The sequence below is a fragment of the Streptococcus sp. GMD4S genome, assembly GCF_000296955.1.
Map to the genome: position 1 here is coordinate 1 of NZ_AJRE01000289.1, position 970 is coordinate 970.

General features: G+C 40.6%; 1 protein-coding gene and 1 pseudogene. Both read left to right on the forward strand.

Going from position 1 to position 970, the window contains the following annotated elements:
- Window positions 1-200, forward strand: a pseudogene (locus GMD4S_RS09410) (cache domain-containing sensor histidine kinase); the annotation flags it as partial.
- 109 nt (window positions 201-309) lie between these two features.
- Window positions 310-873 (forward strand): TIGR01440 family protein, encoded by a 564-nt coding sequence (locus tag GMD4S_RS09415; RefSeq protein WP_000659509.1) that lies wholly within the window; start codon window positions 310-312, stop codon window positions 871-873.
- The last annotated feature ends 97 nt before the right edge of the window (window positions 874-970 follow it).

The window sequence follows — 970 nt, forward strand, 5'->3', positions numbered from 1 at the left end:
GCATTGAGGATGATGGCGTTGGCTTCCAAAATCCTGGTGATAGCAGTCAAAGTCAGCTCAAACGTGGGGGAGTTGGCCTTCAAAATGTTGATCAACGCCTCAAACTTCATTTTGGAGAAAACTATCAGATGAAGATCAATTCTGCACCCGAAAAAGGGACGACAGTTGAAATATACATTAATAAAATAGTAATTAGCTAACTCCCAGTTCACTCTGGGAGTTTTACTTTTAAAAATCAGAATGATTAGTTGGTCTTGATAAAATCAGTAAAAAAAGATATGATAGATAGTGACAAAAGAGGTATCAAGTATGAAGGAAAAAGACATTCAAAGAGCAACAAGCCAGATTGTAGAAGATGTATTAGAAAAGGCTAATTTGAAGCAAGGAGCCATCTTTGTTTTGGGTCTTTCTTCTAGTGAGGTGATAGGTGGTCAGATTGGCAAGGAATCCAGTCAAGAAATTGGGGAAGTCATTGTGAAGACCATTCTAGATATCCTAGAGAAAAAAGGAATTCATCTAGCTGTTCAAGGTTGTGAACATGTCAATCGAGCCCTCGTCGTTGAACGTCAGGTGGCAGAGCAGTTTGGTCTTGAAATCGTCAGTGTCCTTCCTACACTTCATGCAGGAGGTTCGGGTCAGTTGGCAGCCTTCAAGTTTATGCAGGATCCAGTTGAGGTTGAATTTATCAAGGCCCATGCTGGATTGGATATCGGAGATACTGCGATTGGCATGCATGTTAAGCATGTTCAAGTACCAATTCGCCCTGTACTGCGTGAAATTGGGCATGCCCATGTAACGGCTCTTGCAAGTCGTCCCAAACTAATCGGAGGTGCGCGTGCACAGTATCCTGAAGACTTCATAAGAAAGTCATAAAATCATTCTATAGTAACAGAAGAAAAGCAAAAGACAGAGGAAAAATGGTATAGATACCATGACTTCCTCTGTTCTTTTTTGTTGAATTTTTGTGTAA